Annotated in this window: 20 protein-coding genes, 2 tRNA genes and 1 other RNA gene; 16 read left to right on the top strand and 7 right to left on the bottom strand. The window is 31.8% G+C overall.

The window, feature by feature from the left end; all coding sequences use genetic code 11:
- Positions 1 to 39: 39 nt before the first annotated feature.
- The 4 genes from MYRA21_RS10170 (at position 40) to rny (ending at position 2,431) form a co-directional block, all read left to right on the top strand.
- Positions 40 to 330 carry a hypothetical protein gene (locus MYRA21_RS10170; protein ID WP_006257032.1) on the top strand — a complete coding sequence of 97 codons (291 nt, stop codon included), beginning with the start codon at positions 40 to 42 and terminating at the stop codon, positions 328 to 330.
- Between the two features lie 7 nt (positions 331 to 337).
- Positions 338 to 646, top strand: coding sequence for a cell division protein ZapA (locus MYRA21_RS10165; protein WP_006257033.1), 309 nt, complete (start codon positions 338 to 340; stop codon positions 644 to 646).
- A 58-nt stretch (positions 647 to 704) separates the two neighbouring features.
- A non-coding RNA gene (gene ssrS, locus MYRA21_RS18760) (6S RNA) lies at positions 705 to 812 on the top strand.
- 53 nt (positions 813 to 865) lie between these two features.
- Positions 866 to 2,431, top strand: coding sequence for a ribonuclease Y (gene rny, locus MYRA21_RS10160; RefSeq protein WP_006263016.1), 1,566 nt, complete (start codon positions 866 to 868; stop codon positions 2,429 to 2,431).
- A 50-nt stretch (positions 2,432 to 2,481) separates the two neighbouring features.
- On the opposite strand, the gene xerD is transcribed toward rny, so the two are convergent.
- On the bottom strand, positions 2,482 to 3,396 hold the full coding sequence (gene xerD / locus MYRA21_RS10155; protein WP_006260706.1) for a site-specific tyrosine recombinase XerD: 915 nt from the start codon (positions 3,394 to 3,396) through the stop codon (positions 2,482 to 2,484).
- 88 nt (positions 3,397 to 3,484) lie between these two features.
- Positions 3,485 to 4,150 (bottom strand): outer membrane beta-barrel protein, encoded by a 666-nt coding sequence (locus MYRA21_RS10150; RefSeq protein WP_006257036.1) that lies wholly within the window; start codon positions 4,148 to 4,150, stop codon positions 3,485 to 3,487.
- 417 nt (positions 4,151 to 4,567) lie between these two features.
- Between MYRA21_RS10150 and aroQ the strand changes: the two genes are divergently transcribed.
- Both aroQ and MYRA21_RS10140 read left to right on the top strand, forming a co-directional pair.
- Positions 4,568 to 4,984 (top strand): type II 3-dehydroquinate dehydratase, encoded by a 417-nt coding sequence (gene aroQ / locus MYRA21_RS10145; protein WP_006257037.1) that lies wholly within the window; start codon positions 4,568 to 4,570, stop codon positions 4,982 to 4,984.
- Positions 4,984 to 7,476 (top strand): DUF5686 family protein, encoded by a 2,493-nt coding sequence (locus MYRA21_RS10140; RefSeq protein ID WP_006257038.1) that lies wholly within the window; start codon positions 4,984 to 4,986, stop codon positions 7,474 to 7,476. Before aroQ ends, MYRA21_RS10140 begins: the two co-directional genes overlap by 1 nt.
- Before the next feature lie 575 nt (positions 7,477 to 8,051).
- Here the strand turns inward: MYRA21_RS10140 and murA are convergent.
- The 3 genes from murA to MYRA21_RS10125 form a co-directional block, all read right to left on the bottom strand.
- Complete coding sequence (gene murA / locus MYRA21_RS10135; RefSeq protein WP_006257040.1) at positions 8,052 to 9,365, bottom strand: UDP-N-acetylglucosamine 1-carboxyvinyltransferase; 1,314 nt, start codon at positions 9,363 to 9,365, stop codon at positions 8,052 to 8,054.
- On the bottom strand, positions 9,365 to 10,072 hold the full coding sequence (locus MYRA21_RS10130) for a DUF4290 domain-containing protein (RefSeq protein WP_006257041.1): 708 nt from the start codon (positions 10,070 to 10,072) through the stop codon (positions 9,365 to 9,367). Before MYRA21_RS10130 ends, murA begins: the two co-directional genes overlap by 1 nt.
- A gap of 95 nt (positions 10,073 to 10,167) precedes the next feature.
- Positions 10,168 to 10,452 (bottom strand): DUF493 family protein, encoded by a 285-nt coding sequence (locus MYRA21_RS10125; protein WP_006260705.1) that lies wholly within the window; start codon positions 10,450 to 10,452, stop codon positions 10,168 to 10,170.
- Between the two features lie 119 nt (positions 10,453 to 10,571).
- Here MYRA21_RS10125 and MYRA21_RS10120 point away from each other — a divergent pair, with 119 nt between their 5' ends.
- The 5 genes from MYRA21_RS10120 to MYRA21_RS10100 all read left to right on the top strand — a co-directional run bounded on the left by MYRA21_RS10120 (position 10,572) and on the right by MYRA21_RS10100 (position 15,173).
- Complete coding sequence (locus tag MYRA21_RS10120; protein ID WP_006257043.1) at positions 10,572 to 11,105, top strand: AAA family ATPase; 534 nt, start codon at positions 10,572 to 10,574, stop codon at positions 11,103 to 11,105.
- A gap of 110 nt (positions 11,106 to 11,215) precedes the next feature.
- Positions 11,216 to 13,108, top strand: coding sequence for an ATP-dependent DNA helicase RecQ (locus MYRA21_RS10115; RefSeq protein WP_006257044.1), 1,893 nt, complete (start codon positions 11,216 to 11,218; stop codon positions 13,106 to 13,108).
- On the top strand, positions 13,105 to 14,049 hold the full coding sequence (gene fmt / locus MYRA21_RS10110; RefSeq protein ID WP_006260704.1) for a methionyl-tRNA formyltransferase: 945 nt from the start codon (positions 13,105 to 13,107) through the stop codon (positions 14,047 to 14,049). Before MYRA21_RS10115 ends, fmt begins: the two co-directional genes overlap by 4 nt.
- A gap of 166 nt (positions 14,050 to 14,215) precedes the next feature.
- Positions 14,216 to 14,500: an HU family DNA-binding protein gene (locus MYRA21_RS10105; protein ID WP_006257046.1), complete on the top strand. Its 285-nt coding sequence runs from the start codon at positions 14,216 to 14,218 to the stop codon at positions 14,498 to 14,500.
- A gap of 106 nt (positions 14,501 to 14,606) precedes the next feature.
- A complete protein-coding gene (locus MYRA21_RS10100; RefSeq protein WP_006260703.1) occupies positions 14,607 to 15,173 on the top strand; it encodes a YqgE/AlgH family protein in 567 nt (188 codons plus the stop codon).
- Between the two features lie 22 nt (positions 15,174 to 15,195).
- Here MYRA21_RS10100 and MYRA21_RS10095 read toward each other — a convergent pair whose 3' ends face one another.
- Positions 15,196 to 16,038 (bottom strand): aminotransferase class IV, encoded by an 843-nt coding sequence (locus tag MYRA21_RS10095; RefSeq protein ID WP_006260702.1) that lies wholly within the window; start codon positions 16,036 to 16,038, stop codon positions 15,196 to 15,198.
- 56 nt (positions 16,039 to 16,094) lie between these two features.
- Positions 16,095 to 16,481 (bottom strand): START-like domain-containing protein, encoded by a 387-nt coding sequence (locus tag MYRA21_RS10090; protein WP_006257049.1) that lies wholly within the window; start codon positions 16,479 to 16,481, stop codon positions 16,095 to 16,097.
- A gap of 145 nt (positions 16,482 to 16,626) precedes the next feature.
- On the opposite strand from MYRA21_RS10090, the gene MYRA21_RS10085 reads away from it, so the two are divergent.
- The 5 genes from MYRA21_RS10085 to MYRA21_RS10065 all read left to right on the top strand — a co-directional run bounded on the left by MYRA21_RS10085 (position 16,627) and on the right by MYRA21_RS10065 (position 19,141).
- Positions 16,627 to 16,700, top strand: a tRNA-Met gene (locus MYRA21_RS10085).
- Positions 16,701 to 16,850: 150 nt separating this feature from the next.
- Positions 16,851 to 17,477, top strand: coding sequence for an NAD(P)H-dependent oxidoreductase (locus MYRA21_RS10080; RefSeq protein ID WP_039328943.1), 627 nt, complete (start codon positions 16,851 to 16,853; stop codon positions 17,475 to 17,477).
- A gap of 106 nt (positions 17,478 to 17,583) precedes the next feature.
- Positions 17,584 to 17,656: transfer RNA gene (locus MYRA21_RS10075), tRNA-Met, on the top strand.
- Positions 17,657 to 17,770: 114 nt separating this feature from the next.
- The gene (locus MYRA21_RS10070) at positions 17,771 to 18,466 is read left to right on the top strand and encodes a hypothetical protein (protein ID WP_006260676.1); all 696 of its coding nucleotides are present in this window, start codon (positions 17,771 to 17,773) and stop codon (positions 18,464 to 18,466) included.
- 42 nt (positions 18,467 to 18,508) lie between these two features.
- The gene (locus MYRA21_RS10065; protein ID WP_006260675.1) at positions 18,509 to 19,141 is read left to right on the top strand and encodes a hypothetical protein; all 633 of its coding nucleotides are present in this window, start codon (positions 18,509 to 18,511) and stop codon (positions 19,139 to 19,141) included.
- The last annotated feature ends 21 nt before the right edge of the window (positions 19,142 to 19,162 follow it).

Below are 19,162 nucleotides of genomic sequence, written 5' to 3'. Positions count from 1 at the left end.
ATTGTAACTTTGTTGAAAGGATAGTGAATAACAAGTATAATGAGCGAGCTAACTGATATTATTAATTCTTTAGAGGTAAAGTTTGCTAAACTTATGCAAAGGCTAAGTGTCTTGGAAGCAGAGAACAAACAGTTAAAAACTAGTTTGGAGCAAGCTCAAAAAGAGATTCTTAAAAATGAGGAGCAATTAGACTCTATTTATAAAAAATATGAGTCAATACAATTAGCTAATTCACTATTGGGCAGTGAAGAAAATAGAAGAGATACGAAACTCAAGATAAATTCATTGATTAAAGAGATAGATCAGTGTATAGCTCATCTCACAAAATAGGAGAAATATGAGTCAAAAAGATGAACAGTTAAAAATAAAACTATCTATAGCTGATAGGGTATATCCGCTGACGGTAGCTTATTCGCAAGAGGAAGGACTGCGATCGGCATCGAAGAAGATAGATTTAATGATACATCAATTTGAGGAAAACTATGCTGTAAGAGATAAGCAAGATGTTCTAGCGATGTGTGCATTACAGTTCGCATCACAAAACGAACAAAAGACAATTGATACTACAGATAGTTATAACAAAGCTGTAGAACGTTTAATCAGGCTGGATGAAGCTTTAGATCGTGTACTTTCTAAAAAAATATAACAATTCGTTCTTAACATAAGATACTAAAAATACTGCTCACATTAGTACTGTTTGATAAACTCAACACAAACAAATTAAAATGGGTGAATCTTTGCAACTAAAGCATGCTGCCTTGCGCAGATCCTTGAAAAGCAAGCTAACTCAAAACTTGTTAATAAGAGAGTTTACGCGACTCAAACTAATGTGGGCTTTTTTTATATATAATTTATAGAAACATTTATGGAAATACTAATGTACATTGGGGTAGCAGTAATAATAGGCGCTGTAGTAGGCTTCATGGTAGCGAAGTACCTTGAAAAAAACCATGCTTCCTCAATATTGTCTAATGCTCAAAACGAGGCCAAAACGATATTGCGTGATGCAAAGACTGATGGAGAGGCAATTAAAAAAGAGAAAATATTACAAGCTAAAGAAAAGTTTATAGAGTTAAAATCTGAACATGAACAAGTAATCTTAGCTCGTGATAAGAAGATGGCAGAGGCTGAGAAAAGAACTAGAGATAAAGAATCTCAAATTTCAAGTGAATTAGCTAAAGCAAAGAAAGCAAATGATGAAAGTGAGAAAAAAGTTGCTGAGTACAACAATAAACTTGAAATCATTGAAAAGAAACAAGAAGAGGTAGATAGACTTCACCGTTCTCAAGTAGAACAATTAGAAATCATCTCTGGTCTTACAGCTGAGGAAGCAAAAGCTCAAATCGTAGAGAGTCTTAAAAATGAAGCAAAAGCAAATGCTATGGCTTCTATACAAGAAACTATCGAAGAAGCGAAACTTACAGCTCAACAAGAGGCTAAAAAGATTATTATCAATACTATTCAACGCATCGGTACAGAAGAAGCTGTAGAAAACTGTGTATCTGTATTCAACATCGAGTCTGATGATGTAAAAGGTAGAATCATCGGTAGAGAAGGTAGAAACATTAGAGCTATAGAGGCTGCTACTGGAGTAGAAATTATTGTAGATGATACTCCTGAGGCTATTATCTTATCTTGCTTTGACCCTGTTAGAAGAGAGATTGCTCGTCTATCTCTACACAGATTAGTAACAGATGGTCGTATTCACCCTGCTCGTATCGAAGAAGTAGTAGCTAAGACGACTAAACAAATCGAGGAAGAAATTATCGAAATAGGTAAGAGAACTGTTATTGATTTAGGTATTCACGGTCTACACCCTGAACTAATCAAAATAGTAGGTAGAATGAAATACCGTTCTTCTTATGGACAAAACTTATTACAACACTCACGTGAAGTAGCTAAATTATGTGGATTAATGGCTGCAGAGTTAGGCTTAAATGTTAAGTTAGCTAAACGTGCTGGATTACTTCACGATATCGGTAAAGTACCAGAAACAGAAAGTGAATTACCACACGCTATCCTAGGTATGCAGTGGGCAGAAAAATACGGAGAGAAACCTGAAGTATGTAATGCAATAGGGGCTCACCATGATGAGATAGAAATGACTACATTAATCGCTCCGATTATCCAAGTATGTGATGCTATCTCAGGTGCTAGACCTGGTGCTAGACGTCAAGTATTGGATTCATATATTCAACGTCTTAAAGATCTAGAAAGTATAGCTAATGAATTCGGAGGAGTTAAAAATGCTTATGCTATTCAAGCAGGACGTGAATTACGTGTTATCGTAGAAAGTGAAAAAGTAACTGATGAAATGGCTGCTACTCTTTCTTTCGATATCTCTCAAAAAATCCAAACTGAGATGACTTATCCAGGTCAAGTGAAGATTACTGTAATTAGAGAAACTAGAGCAATAAATATTGCTAAATAATAAAGACAACAAGTCACAAAAAAGAGCTATTCAAATGAATAGCTCTTTTTTTATATCTTACCAGCACGTGGATGAAATTCTTCTAATACCGACCTCAAACGCTCTGTACTAATATGTGTGTATATTTCTGTTGTAGTGATAGACTCATGTCCTAGCATCAATTGAATAGCTCTAATATCAGCTCCATTCTCTAATAAATGCGTAGCAAAAGAATGTCTAAATGTGTGTGGACTAATATTCTTCTCTAAACCTACTTCTACAGCTAATCGCTTAATAATAGTAAATATCATAGCTCGGGTCAATTGCCCTCCTCTTCTATTCAAAAATAAAATATCAGAACTATCTTTCTTAACTACCTGATGAGAACGTATAGAATCATTATACAATACGATTAGTTCCATACTATTATGATCAATAGGTACAAAACGATGCTTACTCCCCTTACCTATCACACGTATAAAACCTTCTTCAAAAAAGAGATCAGATAACCTAAGTCCTACTAATTCACTTACACGTAAACCACAGCTGTACAATACTTCTAACATTACTTTATTTCTAAAGCCTTCTGGAGTAGATTGATCAATTGCCTCTATAAGTATATCTATTTCTTCTACACTTAATACATCAGGTAATTTACGTCCTGTCTTAGGTGTTTCTATCAACTCTACTGGGGAAACCTTTAGATAACCTTCTAAGATAAAGTAATTAAAAAAATTCTTTAATCCTGATATTATACGCGATTGGGTGGTAGGTGCAACTATATCAGCAATACTATACAAGAACTCCTGTACCACACTTGCATCTATAGCCTCTAATAAGACTTGCTCATCATACCCTTCTATATACCCGATAAACTTACGAATATCTAATTCGTAACTTTCTATCGAATTAAGCGAGAGTCCCCGCTCTAACTTTAAATAAGTAGTAAACATCTTAATAAATCCTTCCCAATACCCAGAAGCCATAGTACATTCTTTTATATCCCAAATATACAAACAAAAAAAGAGCCTCTAAAAAGAGGCTCTCTATATTCAAAATAAGCTTTTATTCTAATTAGAATTTGTAAGTTAAACTAAACTTAGCATTATCAAAGAAGTTATTGAAAATGTTTAAGTTAGATTTAGTATTTGAAACTGTTGCAACTTTTGTTCCAGCTGCCTTAACATTGTAATTCTCGTAAAAGAAGATATCTCCCATATTAAATCCAAGAGCAATTTTCTCAGTTACAAAGTAATTAAATCCAACAGTAACTCCAGTTTTAATACCTGTTGCTTTTACATCAGCAACTCCACCTCTAATTTTTGCCTCATTATATCCAATACCTACTTCAGCAAAAGTTTTAAAACGTCTTCCAACTTCTAAAAAGTAGTAACGTCCAAATGCTCCTGCATATGTTGTATTAACATGGTCTCCTTTTAAATCCTCAATTCCATCAAATCCTTCAAAACTATTTAAACCAAGTTTTCCAAATCCTAATTCAACACCAACAGCGAATTTATCTGATAACATATATCCTACTTTTGGAGTAAAGTTAAATTCTGTTGTTTTGATATCAGATCCACCATTCTTAGGTTTAACTGTTACATCATTAATTTGGAAAGCCCCTTCAACGAATACATTAGATTCTTGGAATCCGAAAGTTGGTTTTTCTGTTTCTTGTGCGTTAGCAGTGAACCCGAAAGCTGCAACTGCAACTAATGAAAGTACTAGTTTTTTCATGTTTTTAAGCTATTTTTAATTAACAATCCAAATGTAGCGACTATCACCAATAGCGATGTAATTTTTAATGATAAAATAACAATTAGATAACATAAAATCTACAAAAATCACACTAAAACACTAATAAACAATATAATATAAAATAAAAAACAATTCATAAATATAAGTTAAAACAACTGTTTTTAACCATAACAAAACAATTATTATTCGATTTTATACTAAAACACCAGCTATATAAAACCATTTTTAACATAATAAACAGCACAAACCACATAAAACAACACTAAACACTATTCTTATAAGTGTGAAATACTATTTATAAAAACACTATATAACACACATAAGAAGCATTAACTTTTTTTTTAAGCAACTGATTAAGTATTAAATAATATATTTGTCAGAAGTAAATTAAACTACATGAAAATATTAATTATAAATGGTCCTAATCTGAATCTTCTAGGAAAAAGAGAACCTGATGTATATGGTCACACCTCTTTTGAAGATTACTTTGAAGTATTAAAGGCTAATTATCCTGAAGTAGAACTCGAGTACTATCAGTCTAATATAGAAGGAGAACTAATTAATAAAATACATGAAGTAGGTTTTAGCTATGATGCTATTATCTTAAATGCAGGAGCGTACACGCATACCTCTATCGCTATAGCTGATGCCATCTCAGGTATAACAGCACCTGTCATCGAAGTACATATCTCTAATACACATAAGAGAGAAGATTTTAGAAAACATTCTTATATATCACCAGTATCACATGGAGTAATATTAGGCTTTGGTCTAAAAAGTTACGACTTAGCTATTGCTTCTTTACAGTTATAATGAAACATTCTTTTTCTAAGTATATTACTTCTATATGCGTTGTGATACTATCTATATACGGTAGTTATGCACAAGACAACACTGTAAATGGTAAAGTCATAGACTTATATGGTAATCCTATAGAGAATGCTACAGTATTTGTAAAAAAAACGGATAAACAGACTATCACTAACCAGAATGGAGAGTTTCAGATAGAAATAATTCCAGGTCAATATATCTATGCTCAAAAAGAGGATTTTACAATTAGAAGGATAGAGTACACTCCAAATAAAACTAATGCACAAAAACTAGAGCTAGTCCTTACTCCTTTAGAAGAAACAGACATCTTTTACGATAATCCACAAGATGAATATGCCATCTTCATTATGGATCTAGCTAGTACGCATAAAAAAACGAATAACTTAGAGAAATATACTCTTGACTATTATTCTAAAGGTAATCTTCAACTTGCATCAGGAAGAGAAACATTCTTAGGGCAAAAAAGAAAAGACCTAGATCCCTCACTTGATATAACAGATGTAAATAACTTTATCTATCTAGGAGAGTTATCTTCTCAACAAACAGTTTTAAATGAAGATTATGGAAAAGAAAAAGTTATCGCCTTCAATGAAATAGGAAAGGCAAAAGATCTTTTCTTCTTAACAGCAACAGATAGTGATATTAATTTATACGATAAAATCGTTTCTAATCAGATTAATGTAATCTCTCCTCTGATGTCCTATGCTAAGACATATTACTATTTTAAATTACTGAAAAAAGACACTGATTCTTTAGGAAATGATATATATACAATAGGTTTTACCCCAAAAAGGGATAGAGAACCTATCATGGAAGGTAAAATAAAAATCACTAGTGATAAATGGCAAATTACAGAACTGTATGCAGCTATGAATGGAGAAAATGTTGGATTAAAGAATGTAAAACAAGTCGTAATAACTCAACAGTATAAGCATAATCCATTACTAAATCTATATCTTAAAGAAAGTCAAAACCTATATTTGAAAGGGAAATTCTTAGTATTTGACTATGTTGGTTCATTTAAAGCGCATTATACAAATTACCAAACAGACAACTCTATTAATAAATCACAATTCAGCAATGAACTAATCCAATATTCTAATAACTTCTTACATCAGCCAGAAAGTTACTGGGAAAAGAATAGACCATATCCTTTATCTAAAAAAGAGATGGCTACTTTCAATGAACAAGAAATAAAAATACAAGAAGCAACAAGGGTAACATTAGATTCTATAGATAATAGAACTAATAACTTCACTCTTTTTAAGTTAGTCAAGGGATATCAACATTTAAACTCTTATAAAAACTCGGCTATTACCTATCGTGGACTTTTATCCACATTCGCATTTAATGCGGTACAAGGATTCAATGTTACTACAGGCTTAGACTATGTAAAAGTAAAAGACGACTACTCTCAAACTAAACTAGGTACAATCGTCAACTATGGTATCTCCGAAAATAAATATAGAGTATCTGGATATGCATCTCATATCTTTAATCAAATAGACTATAATACAATCACTATATCTGGTGGTAGTACGATATTACAGTTTAACCAAGATGATCCTATTAAAACGCCTATTAACTCATTTGCAAGTGCTTATTTTGGTAAAAACTATGCAAAGTATTTTCAGAAAAGTTACCTTCAAATCAAGTATGAACAATATGCTTTTAATAGATTTAAGTTTAGTGGTTTATTAGAGTATGCTCATAGAAGAGCATTAAATAATAGTCTTAACAGCCCACCATTTGCACCACAAAAAGACTTTACTTCTAATAACCCATTAGACCCAACGGATTTTGATAATGCACCATTTAAAGATAATTCTATCTTTAAATTTAACTTAGGGCTAAACATCATCTTTGACCAAAAAATAATCACTTATCCAGATTACAAACAATATTTACCTACTTCTAAATATCCTATTATATCACTTACATTAGATAAGACATTGAATGCTACAACTAGTAATTATAACTATACTTTTGTATCATTTGCAACACAGTACAATGATAATATCGGTAAAATAGGAAACTTATACATAGGGCTAGCTGCAGGAAAATACCTTGAACAAAATGATATCGCCTTCACTGACTATAAACACTTCAATGGAAATAGAACTTTTATAGGATCTACCGCTGTATATAACAAACAATTCAACTTACTACCCTACTATGAATATAGTACAAATAAATCTTATGTTGAGTTTCACCTAGAACACGACTTTAGAGGGTATATCATGAATAAAATTCCTTTATTAAATAAGACCCGATATTCTATCGTAGTAGGATACCATATGCTGAATGTTCCTGATAAAGATGTGTATGGAGAATATAGTATAGGCTTAAATAACTTTGGTTTTGGAAAGTTTAGACCTTTTAGAATAGACTTCTTTAAAACTGTTTCGAATGGACCTTATAAGAATTTTGGTTTTGTATTCGGTATTAAAGTACTTGACTTAATCCAAAAATAATAACGCTGTATTAGTATTTGATATTTAGCAAGAACGACTCTCGTTATTAATGTAGATCCTTACTTTACGAGCTTAGTTTAGTGAATTCTTAGTTGTCTACAATTACACAAAAGATAGAATAACCACAGCTTCAAAAAGCCGAATATTAAAATATCAAAAAACGACATTCATATATAAGTATATTCTTTTTAGTGTGTATTGAGTAGTTAATGAATTTTGCTCTGGTATACTAGCAGATTGCTTGCAGGTTTCTTGCACATTTCTTCGACAAAAACACCTTCTAGGCAGGAAAACCCCTAGAAATCTCCTAGCAAACCTCTAGAAAGTGCAAGCCTTACGCCTTATATCTATTCCTAAATACTAAAATCACAACTCGTATACTAGTTTAAGATAATAATTGCTCTTTCACTTTAACGTATTCATACCTAATGGTATTACTTTTAAATGATACTGTTATAAAGTCTTTTAAATCAATATTAGGATTACAACTAAGAACTATCTATGGAGAGATATACTACAAAAAAGCACAAAAAAAAGAACTAAGCTTGACTTAGTCCTTTTAATATATTCTTATACTATTCTTCTATTCTTTCTATATGAGCTCCTAGAGCACGTAGTCTATCATCTATAGCTTCGTATCCTCTATCTATTTGCTCTATATTCTGAATCTCGCTTACTCCCTTAGCTGATAGAGCAGCTATCAATAAAGATATACCTGCACGAATATCAGGAGAAGACATCTTAGTAGCCTTTAACTGAGACTTAAAGTCATGTCCTATAATAACAGCTCTATGCGGATCACATAAAATAATCTTAGCTCCCATATCAATTAGCTTATCCACAAAGAATAATCTACTCTCAAACATCTTTTGGTGGATTAATACCTCTCCTCTAGCTTGTGTCGCTACTACTAAGATAACACTTAACAAATCAGGTGTTAGTCCTGGCCATGGCGCATCTGCTATAGTAAGTATAGAACCATCTATAAAGTTTTGGATTTCATATCCATCTGTATGAGCTGGAATATAAATATCATCTCCACGCTTCTCTAATGTAATTCCAAGTCTTCTAAAAGTATTCGGTATCACACCTAAATGCTCCCAACCTACGTTCTTAATCGTAATTTCACTCTGTGTCATCGCTGCTAACCCAATCCATGAACCGATCTCTATCATATCTGGTAACATCGTATGCTCACAACCTTTTAGTGCTGTCACTCCTTCTATAGTCAGTAAGTTAGACCCAACACCTTGAATCTTAGCTCCCATAGAGTTCAACATCTTACACAGTTGTTGGATATATGGCTCACAGGCTGCATTATAGATAGTCGTAACTCCTTCTGCTAATACAGAAGCCATTAGTATATTAGCAGTTCCTGTTACAGATGCTTCATCTAACAACATATCAGCACCTACTAACTTCTCTGCTTCTACTCCATAGAAATATTCTTCTCTATTATATCTAAATGTAGCACCTAATTTTATAAATCCATCGAAATGCGTATCTAATCTTCTACGTCCTATCTTATCTCCTCCTGGTTTTGGGATATATCCTTTTCCAAAACGAGCTAATAAAGGCCCAACCATCATAATAGATCCTCTTAAGGCTTTACCATCTGTCTTAAAGTCATCTGAGATAAGATAATCTAAATCTAACTCATCCGCTTGAAATGACATCTTATTAGGACCTAACTTTTCAATTTTAACTCCTAATTTGCCTAATAACTCTATTAATTTATTTATATCAATGATATCCGGTATATTAGAGAGTACAATTTTTTCTGGTGTTAATAAGACAGCACATAAAATCTGCAATGCCTCATTTTTAGCACCCTGAGCATATACCTCCCCTTGTAGTTTAAAACCTCCTTCAATCTTAAATGTACTCATTACTTCTTACCTTTTGAATGATAGTTATTACTTTTATATTTCTTATTGTTATTGTTGTTGTTAGAATTACTCTTCTGATTATTAGAGTGATTCGTTTTGTTAGATTGTTTCTTATTTACCTGCATTAAGTTAGCAGTAGTAGATAATTCTTCTTCTTTTTTAAATAAATTAATCTTTCCATTAGACAGCTCACATAGATGCTCAAAGATCACTTCGTCTTTCACTGTTTCTTTATTCCAACTCAGATAACTCTTCTTCATATGATTAGCGATCACTAATATCAAGGCATCCTTCATCTCACCATCTTCCCAAGCGATAGCCTTATTTATCATATAGGTAATATTATTACCATAAAATCTATATTTAGGGTGATTCTGAGGATAGGCTAATTTACCAGGTTTTGTAAAGATAGTTTCTTGTGTTGCAATAGGAAATGGGCTATCAACATCTAATTTAAACTCAGACATCATGAATAGTTGATCCCATAACTTATGTTGAAAATCAGGTACATCACGCAAGTGCGGATTCATACTCCCCATCACACTAATAGCGTACTTAGCGCCATTATTTCGCTCTTCTCTATCTTCGATTTTACAAATATGGTCTATCAAACTATGTAGATGACGCCCATATTCTGGTATTATCAATGGTTTTCTTAAGGAATTATAATCTAAGTGAGTTACTGCTTCTTTGGAATCAAATTTCATATTATCTATACTGTTATATTGGAATAATTACTTATTAAGTTATTTATATATAACTCCTAATCAAGTAATTTATTTAAAAATAGGTAAAAAAAGGATTATAAAGAAACTATTCCTTCAATAGTTGAAACTGCAATGTATTTATCAATGATTTCTTGTGCATTCTTCACTGTAAGTTTTACAGAAACACTTGCAAACTTACCTGTACTAGAGTTCTTAATTTGAATATCTGCATTACAACCATCAAAAGCTTCTTCTACTCTGGCAATTTTCTCAGGTTCACCTGGCACTATAAATTTATAAAGGTAAGGTCTTGGCCACGTTTTATCGTCTTCTAATTGCTCTTTTAATCTTTTATAAAATTCTATTGTCTTATCGTCCATATCGTTTTTATTAGGCAAATATAATCAAATTAACCACTATAATTTTCAAAAGATGTAGTTAAAACTCTTTTGCAGACCACATTTTATTGTACTTTTGCACCTTTGATATTTACAGCAAAATGGACACAAAAATAATCTTAATCATAGGAGGACCCGGTTCTGGTAAAACTACGTTGATTAACGAACTTACTAACAAAGGATATGTTTGCTATCCAGAAATATCTCGTGCGGTAACGAAAAAAGCCCAAGAAAAAGGTATTGATCAATTGTTCTTAACAGAACCTCTATTATTCAGCCAATTACTTTTAGAAGGAAGAATCGAGCAACATAAAGATGCTGTTAAAGAATCAGCGAATATTGTTTTTATAGATAGAGGAATTCCTGATGTACTAGCTTATATGCATTACACAGGAGACAAATACCCTGAGAGTTTTGATATAGCATGTAAACAACATCTTTATCACCAAATATTCTTATTACCACCTTGGGAATCAATTTATCAAAGTGATGAACAACGTTATGAGAATTTTGAACAGGCAAGTCAAATACACGAACATCTTATCTCAACATATAAAAACTATGGTTACGATCTAATCGAAGTTCCAAGAGACACAGTTGAGAATAGAATTGATTTTATATTAAGCAGAATTTAAGAAATCATCATATTTGAGTTAAAAGGGTTATAGTATTCAAACTATAACCCTTTTATTTACAACAAATTTTGTAAATTCGTTATCATATTTTCATATATTTCTGTTAGCACATGACCACACCAATTGAAATTCTTCAAAAGTACTGGAACTACGACAGTTTTCGAGAGCCACAGAAAGACATTATAGATTCTGTCCTAGCAAAGAATGATACTTTTGCTTTACTTCCTACAGGTGGAGGAAAAAGTATCTGCTTTCAGATTCCTACACTTCTATTACCAGGCACATGTTTAGTAGTTTCCCCCTTGATCGCTCTAATAGAAGACCAAGTCAACAATCTTAACAAACTTAATATAAAGGCTACTTCTATTATAGGAGGTACGCCAATGCATGAGATAGATGCCATATTTGACAATTGCCTATATGGAAACTATAAATTTCTATATATATCACCTGAGCGATTAAAACAGACTTGGATTCTTGAACGAATAGAAAAGCTTAAAATCAGTATTATAGCCATTGATGAAGCCCATTGTATCTCTCAATGGGGACATGACTTTAGACCTGCTTATCTAGAATTAGGAAAATTACGTGATGTTTTCCCTGAAGTACCTATTATTGCACTGACAGCATCTGCTAATAAAAAAGTAATAGAAGACATCTGCACAAATCTTAAACTTAATTCTCCAAAGCTATTCACAAAAAGCTTTTTGAGAGAGAATCTAATATACGGTGTATATAAGGTAGAGAACCAATTAAACATGGTTCTACGCATATTACAAAAAAATCCTGCACCAACAATCATCTATGTTCGCAATAGAAAAGAAGCTTATTTCTTCTCTAACCAATTAAATCAAATGAATTATAAAGCTACTTTTTTTCATGGGGGCTTATCTATCATTGAAAAAAAGAAAAGAATGCAAGATTGGATAGAAGAAAAAACACCTATTATGGTAGCGACTAATGCTTTCGGAATGGGGATTGACAAAAAAAATGTAAAGAATGTAATCCATATACAGATACCCGAAAACATAGAGAACTATTACCAAGAAGCCGGAAGAGCAGGACGAGATGGTAATAAAGCATTTGCTACTATGCTAGTCACTCCACAAGAAATCAAGCAAAACAGTGAAATGTTTGAAACGAATCTCTTTGACAAAGAGTTTCTTAAACGCATCTATCGAAAACTCAATAACTTTCTAAGTATTGCTTATGGAGAGGGATACAACTGTACTTACAGTTTAAATTTCAATAAATTCTGTAGTCATAATAACTTTCCACATAGGAGAGCTTATAACGCACTACAATTCTTAGATAGACAAGGTATCATTCGACTATTAGAAAACAGTAAAAATAAAACTAAACTGCTCTTTACTGCTCCTAGTAGTGAAATACTAGACATAACGTATGACAATGAAAGTTACGAGAACATCATTCACTTCATACTACGTACTTACACAGGAATACACGAGTACGAACAAGATTTAGATTTACACCTAATAGAACAACATACTGGCGAAAGTCAAGAGAGCATTATCGCTTGTTTAAAGGATTGTCATGACCAAAACTTATGCAACTACATTCCTGAAGAAAACGATCTTACAGTGATATTCAATGAGGCTTGGGAAGAAGACAGAGTACTATACCGTACATTTCCATATCTTAAACAACAGAACGAACAAAAGATAAATCAATATAAATCTCTCTTATTTTATATTGAAAATGAAGATATTTGTAAGAACAAAATACTGCTAAAGTATTTTGATGAAAACAAAACAACTGATTGTGGTACTTGTTCTACATGTATATCTAATAAAAAGAAACATAAAACTAGTAGTGTTATTATTGACAATATATTTAAAATTCTATTACATACACCTAGCACTATTCAACAATTAGAAGTAGAGCATGGTATAGATAAAGAGGATATAATATATTCACTACAAGTACTACAAGAACAAAATAAAATAAAAATAAACCTAGAAAATCAATATTTAGTAATATGAAAGACTTGCGTATCGTATTCATGGGAACTCCAGACTTTGCTGTCGGGATTCTAGATGCTATATATACAAATAACTATAACGTAGTAGCTGTAATTACTGCTCCTGACAGACCAGCTGGTAGAGGACAGAAGATTAAGTACTCAGCTGTTAAAGAATATGCTTTAGAAAAAAATTTACCAATACTACAACCAACAAACTTAAAAGACGAACAGTTCTTAGAAGAATTAAAAAGTTATAATGCTAACCTTAATGTAGTGGTTGCTTTCAGAATGCTTCCTGAAGTAGTATGGAAAATGCCAGAACTAGGAACCTTTAATTTACATGCTTCCCTTTTACCAGATTATAGAGGAGCGGCTCCTATCAATTGGGCTATTATCAATGGAGAAACAACAACCGGAGTATCTACATTCTTTATAGACGAAAAAATAGATACGGGAGCTATCATTCTTAAAAAGGAATTAAATATTGGAGCTAATGAGAATGCTGGTGAACTACATGACAGACTGATGGTCTTAGGAGCTTCTACTGTATTAGAAACGCTTGAATTGATCAAAGAAAGTAATGTTACTACAACTACTCAACCAAAAGAAGAAACCAAAACAGCTTATAAATTAAATAAGGACAATACTAAAATTGACTTCACACAAACAGGTCAGCAAATACACAATCTTATTAGAGGGCTTAGTCCATACCCTACAGCATGGTGTTTCTTTCAAGATAAAAGTAATGAATGGACAGTTAAAATATACGAAGCTAATTATGAGGAAGATAGTCACAACTACCCTATTGGTAAAGTAGTTTCTAGCAAAAAAGAGCTTAAAATTGCTGTCGAAAAAGGTTTTATCAATATTTTAAGACTTCAATTCCCAGGTAAAAAACCTATGAAAGCCAATGAATTACTCAATGGAGTTACTTTTACCGAAGACTTAATAGCTCTATAAAGCTCTAAAAATCAACATTTAATGAATTTATAGTTTATTTTAGCTTTTAAATCACTTTGATTTATCAAATTTTTATTTTTTTTTATGCAAAAGACTTGCTTTATTACAGAATTACCCTAAATTTGTATAAGGACGTTAATAAAGTTAACCTTTAAAAAAAATTATTATGAACAAAACTGAATTAATTGATGCAATTGCTAAAGATGCAGAGATCAGCAAAGTGGCTGCTAAAAAAGCATTAGAATCATTCTTATCAAATGTTGAAACTACTTTAGGTAAAGGTGGAAAAATTTCTTTAGTTGGTTTTGGATCTTGGTCAGTATCTGAAAGAGCTGCTAGAGAAGGAAGAAACCCTCAAACTGGGAAAACAATCAAAATTGCTGCTAAAAATGTAGTAAAATTTAAAGCTGGTTCTGAATTAGAAAACGCTGTAAACAAGAAGAAAAAATAATATTAATAGTAATATTAACACTTTTTCGAAAATATAAAGCCTCACTTATTTTAGTGGGGTTTTTTTATTATATTAGAAGATGAAATCTATCTGATAGTTTATATATATGATTCATTCACTTTCCATACAAAGAGGAGATCAGTTAATCTCATTGCCTAGTGCCCTTAACGCAGATCTTATTTTCTCAAGATCAGTCATTCTATTAACAGAACACAGTCAGGATGGCTCTGTTGGCTTTATTCTGAATAAACCATTAGATCTGACCTTATCAGATCTTTTACCGAATACGGAAGCCTCATTTACTATTTATGACGGAGGTCCTGTTCAAAAAAACAGAATATTCTATATCCATACTAGACCAGAGTTAATTCCTGATAGTATTCATATTGTAGATGATTTATATTGGGGAGTAGATTTTGAAGAATTGAATAACATTCTATCCCTAGGAATACTTAACAAGAATGATATTCGCTTTTTTCTAGGATATTCAGGTTGGGACTGCGACCAATTAAAAAATGAGATTCAAGACAACTTTTGGATAGCTTCTAATAAATTAGATACCAAGAATATTTTTTCCCAATCTCCGACAGAACTATGGAAAAATTCGTTATCTAAAATGGGAAGCAAATACTCTCTATGGTTAAATGCACCTGAAAACCCTAACTTTAATTAGGTAGGGTGTTCAGATAACATACTTACATCAATCTAATTTTAGCATTTAATTTATTTATCAAATCAGCAGCTAAACTATTGCTATATTCTTTCTTGCGATACTTAGTCACAGGTTGGATTCCTATTATGACATTCGTAATAAATAATTCATCAGCCTTTTGTAATTCAAATGGCGAGACAACTGCTTCTTCAAATTTATATTCAGGATGTTTTTGTAGTAACTCGATTACTTGTTTTCGCATAATCCCTTTCACACATCCATCAGATAATGGAGGGGTTTTTACCACATTATCTTTAACGATAAAAATATTACCATTTAAAGCCTCTACAATGTTTTTAGTATCATTCAACAATAAACAGTTCTGATAATCATTCTCTTCAGCAAAAATACTTCCTGTTACATTGATTAACCTATTATTTGTTTTTAAAGTTGACAACAAATGAGAAGTTATATAAAAATCTTTATATAGTTCTATCTCGTAGTTCATAGTATTTAAACTATAAACTCCATTATTTAAAACCTCAGCCGAAACGATATAACCTATTTTTCGACTAGTTGGTAAATACTTACCTTCAGCATCTCTATATACTGTAAAACGCACTCTAAATGCATTTACAACTGATTCAAGACTATTGATTGTTTTAAGTATTTCTTCCTGAAAATACTCCATTGTAAACTCCATAGGTATCTCCATACGCAGAATGCGCATAGAAGACATTAATCTAAAGTAGTGGTCTTCTAAGAATAAAACCTTTTTATCTAAAACTCTAACTGTTTCAAAAACAGCATCTCCATATAAAAAGCCTCTATTATGCTCTACAGATACGTCACTATTAGAAACAATTTTGCCGTTAACATTAATCATATATTTCTTTTCTTCTGATTACTATTAACGGCAAATATAAGTTATATTTTATGGAATTATGCAGAACCTAATACTTGTTTTAAGTCCATGATTTGATTTTCCCATAATTGTTTTGATTCATTGATTTCATCTGGCTCAGCGAAATCTGTAACGATAATAGTTACATCTTTTGTCAATTCATCTTTATTGATTTTTAACTCAAAGAAATAGTCAGTTTCTTTATCGTTTTCATCTAGCCATCTATATCGAACTCTCTCATCAGCTTTACGAGTAACAACACGAGCTTTCTCTTCTGAATCTCCCCAAATAAAAGAATAAATCTCTCCACGTGAATTTACATTATCAGCGAACCACTCGCTTAGCCCTGAGGGATCCGAAATATACTGATACAATAATTGCGGAGATGAATTAATTGAGAATTCTAGTTCGTATTTTTCTTTCATAGCCTTTTATCAAATTTTATAATTTTTTCGAATATAATCATATTTTGTAAATAAAAAAATATTTTTTTTCTCATTCTCTATTTGCATTATAAAGTTTTTGTTCTATATTTGCACCCGCATTACGGAAGTAACGCAGCCCAACAATGGCGAGGTAGCTCAGTCGGTTAGAGCGCAGGATTCATAACCCTGAGGTCACGGGTTCAACTCCCGTCTTCGCTACAAGGTAAAAGGACATCTTATTTAAGATGTCCTTTTTTTATTTATATTCTCTCCTGTATTATAAATACTACCGAACTATCATAGAAATATACCTACTTCTATAGAAAGTCACGAACTAAGTTTGTCATCTCAAAAAATCATTAATACAATATGACAAAAAAAATATTAGTAATCAATGGGCATCCTGATCCAGAAAGTTATAATCAAGCACTTGCTACAGCTTATATAGAAGCACTTAAAGAAACTCCTCACACAGAAGTAAAATATTTAGCACTACATTCATTAGATTTCAACCCTAATCTTGAACATGGATATAGAAAACGTACAGAACTAGAGCCTGATTTAATAAAAGCCTTAGATGATATTAAATGGAGTAACCATATGGTATGGATACATCCTCTATGGTGGGTGGGGCTACCTGCTCTGATGAAAGGCTTTTTTGATAGAGCCTTCTTGCCTGGCATCATGTTTAACCATATCTCTACTACAAAAACAATAGGCCTTTTAAAAGGCAGAACAGCTAGAATAATAACAACAGGTGGTGACCTTAGTCAAGAAATCTACACAACAGTTTTTAATGATAGTGGTCTACTTCAACTCAAAACAGGTATTTTAGAATACTGTGGTGTGGAAGTAACAGATACAACTTTCATCGGGTTAATGAATAATTCATCATTAGAAGATCGTCAAAACTGGCTAGAGGAAGTCCAACACTACGCAATAATAGACTCTAAACCTCATAATGTCGATATACACACAAAAAACTTATCAAAATAACAACCTTAAAAACAACGCATTAACCCATAAACTAAAATATTTTTAAAAATAAAAGCTTCTATCCCTTGCATCGTTACTATTTAGTAGTATATTTGCACCACAATATCGCGGGATAGAGCAGTAGGCAGCTCGTCGGGCTCATAACCCGAAGGTCACAGGTTCGAGTCCTGTTCCCGCTACTACCAAGGAGACTTAAATAAGTCTCCTTTTTTTTATGCCTATTTTTTTACTTCCTCTTATCTAAATCAACTTCTCAATAATTTTATATTTTTACACTTTGATAAAAGATAAAGATGAAATATACTTCAGATACTTTCCCTGAATTAGTTACTCTTACGAATCCTAAATTAACTTTGTTGGTTCGCATTGTATTTCTACTTTTTACCACATTTTTATTAGTATTATTATATCTTCTTCCTTTTGCTTTAATAAACGACTATACAGACAGTACAGAGTTTTATATACTTATAGGCATATATACTTTACTATTCACCTACGGCATATATAAGTTCATTAAAGAGTATAAAAAGAAAAATACTACCGCCATACAGAAAATTATAGTCAATAAACTAGGAATACAATATCACAAACTCAATGGAGAAATAGAACACTTATCATATAAAGACCTCAACAAGTCTAAACAACTTTATACTAAAGATATTTTCACAAAAACAACAGGAGTCAATATAAGCAGTAAAACTTTGTTAAAAGTATTTTACAATCAGCAGGAACGTACTATATCTTTTCAGAACACCGATATTTTTTACACATACCTTTCTACTAATTCTAGAGAACTTAGACAGCACTTCTTACAAGGAGTTACATTATACAGACCAGACTTAAAAATAGCTGATAGTGTATATAATGATTTTTTTATCAATCCTAACACCTTTGAATTTGATAAAAAAGGGTACAAAAAAACAATGATTATCGCACTTATTATATCTCTAGTGATATTAGCTATTGTCTTTTTATCAATCAATGCTTAAAACTGTATATTAACCATAATTCAACAGAATCCATATTACAATATGAACAAAACTCTATTAATATTGGCATTTCTTTGTATTAACTTACATTCGATTGCTCAAATAAACCAAAGATTAAAACCTAAAGACCAAAAATTTAAAAATATAATTGAGGAACTAGGTAATCCACTAGAAGGAACACCTAAAATGATTATAAATTATATGGGCGATAAAACAGGGAGTTATTTGTGGTTCTTCAATGAGCGAAAAGCAATCAAATCAAGTTATTTTTCTAATAAGCCTACAGATATATTGTCTGGTATCTATATAGAAGACCATGGAGGAATATTAGAAAAAATTAAATTCAAAGACTACGCAGAAGGTTTATCACAGCCAGAATTTTTATGTGATTACTGTATTGTTACAGATATAGATAAAGATGGTAAACCAGAATTTTACCTAACCTATTTTATGAATTCTGATGGTCTAGATGCAAAGCCGTTAAAAGTAATTGTATACACTGCTAAAGCGAATAGTTATGAACTTTATAAATCTAAGGTTACAGCTTATATTCCTTATCAAGAAGAAGATAAATATCAGATAGAAGAAGACAGTAACTTCAAACAACTTCCCTCTACTATAAAGAAAAAAGCTTTAAATATCTTAGCTGAAGTCAAAAACAAAAACATATTATAAAAGAAAAGGCTGTCCATCAAG

This window comes from Myroides sp. A21 (assembly GCF_000807225.1).
In the GTDB taxonomy this organism is placed as follows: Bacteria; Bacteroidota; Bacteroidia; order Flavobacteriales; family Flavobacteriaceae; genus Flavobacterium; species Flavobacterium odoratimimum.
Note: the sequence above shows the minus strand (reverse complement) of the source record. Positions and strands in the feature narration are given on the sequence as shown.